At 66.9% G+C, this 2,956-nt stretch carries 2 protein-coding genes; both read right to left on the bottom strand.

What is annotated here, in order from left to right; translation table 11 throughout:
• Nucleotides 1–184: 184 nt before the first annotated feature.
• Nucleotides 185–1,378, bottom strand: coding sequence for a hypothetical protein (locus tag BRAO375_RS26115; protein WP_009030443.1), 1,194 nt, complete (start codon nucleotides 1,376–1,378; stop codon nucleotides 185–187).
• A 153-nt stretch (nucleotides 1,379–1,531) separates the two neighbouring features.
• On the bottom strand, nucleotides 1,532–2,956 hold a 1,425-nt coding region (gene groL, locus BRAO375_RS26110; protein WP_035642272.1), incomplete at its 5' end, for a chaperonin GroEL.

Below are 2,956 nucleotides of genomic sequence, written 5' to 3'. Positions count from 1 at the left end.
CCTGGAGGGGGAGGGTCGGCTCACGTTGAGCGAAGCGAAATGTGAGCCGGGGTGGGGTGATCTCTCCACTCGCACCGGTTTCCGCGGCTCACCCCACCCCGCTCGCCCGCTTCGCGTGCGATCGACCCTCCCCCTCCAGGGGAGGGTGAGACCGAGATCGCGGCGGCTGCGGTGATGGCTCGCGTTACTTCCACACCGAATTGTCGGCGTCCCAGCGCTTGGCTTTGAAGACCTTGGCCAGCTCGTCGATGGCGCTGCCGTCGTCGCGGGTGTCGCTTTCCTCGTCGCCGGACGATTCATCCGACAGCATCAGCTTGGCGGTGGAGCTTTCGTCCACCGTGGTCGTCGTCGGGCTGCTGATCCACAAGATCAGCGCGTCCGCGCTGCCCGGCTTGTCGGGCGACACGAGGCCGGTGACCTCGATCACGTCCGTGAGCTCGAGGCTCGGCATCAGCTGGCTCGGCCGCTTCAAGGTCAGCTTCAGCTTGCCGGTGACTGGATTCCACACCGCGCTGGTCGGCTTGGCGTTGTAGGTCTTGGCAAGGACGTCGGAGATCGCGGCGGCGAGCTTGTCCTTGTTGATCTTGTCGCCGTCGCGCCAGTCGCCCGCGGCGAAGCGGATCGTGCGGTCCATCTCGACCGTGCCGGCCGTCCAGCCGGCCGTCACGACACCGGTGGTGGCGCGCGCCTTGGCGATCAGGGCGCCGGCGCGGTCGGGGTCGACGGTCATGCTGATGGTCTGCTCGCCCGCACGCAGGGCATCGCAGCTCACGATCAGGCTGGAGAGCGAGACTTCGACGTTCTCGCCTTTGAGGCTCTTGAGGAAGTCGGTCACCGCGTCGAGCTTGAGGCGGACGGACACGGCTTCCGGCGAGACGTCGGTGAAGTCCTTCGGCTGCGCGCTGATGCCGTCATCCGTCGACTGGCTCTCCTGAAACTCCTTCTCGCTGACGTCGGAGTTGTCCGTCGAGGCCACTTCGGTGATGGTCTTGCCGATCGCGATCTGGCCACGGAACTCGAACGTGTCTCCGGTCGGCTTGCGGGTGAGCTTCACCGTGACCGGCTCCTTGGCGCCGTTGCTCTGCGTCGCGCCGGTCAGGGTCTGGCCGTTGACGGTGAGGGTGACGACGAAGCGGTCCTTGCGGTCCGAATTCTTGGCGACGGGGTAGCAAACGTCGAGCGTCGCCGCGGTGACGGTCTTGCCCTGGCGCGTCTCCTTGAGGATCACGTCGGCATTGCCGTCCATCAGGCCATCGATCGCGGTGAAATAGCGTGTCTCGACGGCGGGGGCGGCCTTGGTCCCGCTCTTGCTCTGGGCCCAACCGAGTTCCGGCGCAGCCGCTGCAATCACGGCCAACGCAAGCAAAATAGCGCGCATCTGAAAATCCTTGTGGGAGCGGAATCGGCCGCTAGCTGTAGCGCCAATCTGCCATCACTGCACCCCCACTTGGACACTCCGCCAAAAAGAAGGCCGCCCGGAGGCGGCCTTCCTGAAGTCTTGGTGATGGTGGCTTGGCGATGGAGGCCAGGATCAGAAGCCCATGCCGCCCATGCCACCCATGCCGCCGCCGGCCGGCATCGCCGGGGCCGCGTCCTTCGGCAGCTCGGCGACCATGGCCTCGGTGGTGACCAGGAGGCCGGCGACCGACGAGGCGTCCTGCAGCGCGGTGCGGACCACCTTGGCCGGGTCGATGATGCCCTTGGCGACCATGTCGACATAGTCCTCGGTCTGGGCGTCGAAGCCGAAGGTCTCGGACTTCTCCTCCAGGATCTTGCCGACCACGATCGAGCCTTCGACGCCGGCGTTCTCGGCGATCTGGCGCATCGGAGCCTCGAGCGCCTTCAGCACGATGTTGATGCCGGCCTGGACGTCCGAGTTCGGGTTGGTGATGCGGCCGACCGCCTTCTTGGCGCGCAGCAGGGCCACGCCGCCGCCGGGAACGATGCCTTCCTGCACCGCGGCGCGGGTCGCGTTGAGGGCGTCCTCGACGCGGTCCTTCTTCTCCTTGACCTCGACCTCGGTCGCGCCGCCGACGCGGATCACCGCGACGCCGCCCGCGAGCTTGGCGAGACGCTCCTGCAGCTTCTCACGGTCGTAGTCCGAGGTGGTCTCCTCGATCTGCGCCTTGATCTGGCCGACGCGCGCCTCGATGTCGGCCTTCTTGCCGGCGCCGTTGACGATCGTGGTGTTCTCCTTGTCGATCACGACCTTCTTGGCGCGGCCGAGCATCTTGATCGTGACGTTCTCGAGCTTCATGCCGAGATCGTCCGAGATCAGCTGGCCGCCGGTCAGGATCGCGATGTCCTCGAGCATGGCCTTGCGGCGGTCACCGAAGCCCGGCGCCTTGACGGCGGCGACCTTGAGGCCGCCACGCAGGCGGTTCACGACGAGGGTGGCCAGCGCCTCGCCCTCGACGTCCTCGGCGATGATCAAGAGCGGACGGCCCGACTGCACCACGGCTTCGAGCACCGGCAGCATGGCCTGCAGGCCCGACAGCTTCTTCTCGTGCAGCAGCACGTAGACGTCGTCGAGCTCGGCGGTCATCTTCTCGGCGTTGGTCACGAAGTACGGGCTGAGGTAGCCGCGGTCGAACTTCATGCCTTCGACGATGTCGACCTCGGTCTCGAGCGACTTGTTCTCCTCGACCGTGATCACGCCCTCGTTGCCGACCTTCTGCATCGCCTGGGCGATCATCTTGCCGATCGCGGCGTCGCCGTTGGCGGAGATGGTGCCGACCTGGGCGACCTCGGCGGAGGAGGCGACCGGCTTGGCGCGCTTCTCGATGTCCTTGATGACGGCGGCCACCGCGGTGTCGATGCCGCGCTTGAGGTCCATCGGGTTCATGCCGGCGGCAACCGCCTTGGCGCCCTCACGGACGATGGCCTGGGCGAGCACGGTCGCGGTGGTGGTGCCGTCGCCGGCCAGGTCGTTGGTCTTGGATGCGACCTCGCGCAG

Origin of the sequence: Bradyrhizobium sp. ORS 375, assembly GCF_000239775.1 — a bacterium.
Taxonomy (GTDB): domain Bacteria; phylum Pseudomonadota; class Alphaproteobacteria; order Rhizobiales; family Xanthobacteraceae; genus Bradyrhizobium.
Note: the sequence above shows the minus strand (reverse complement) of the source record. Positions and strands in the feature narration are given on the sequence as shown.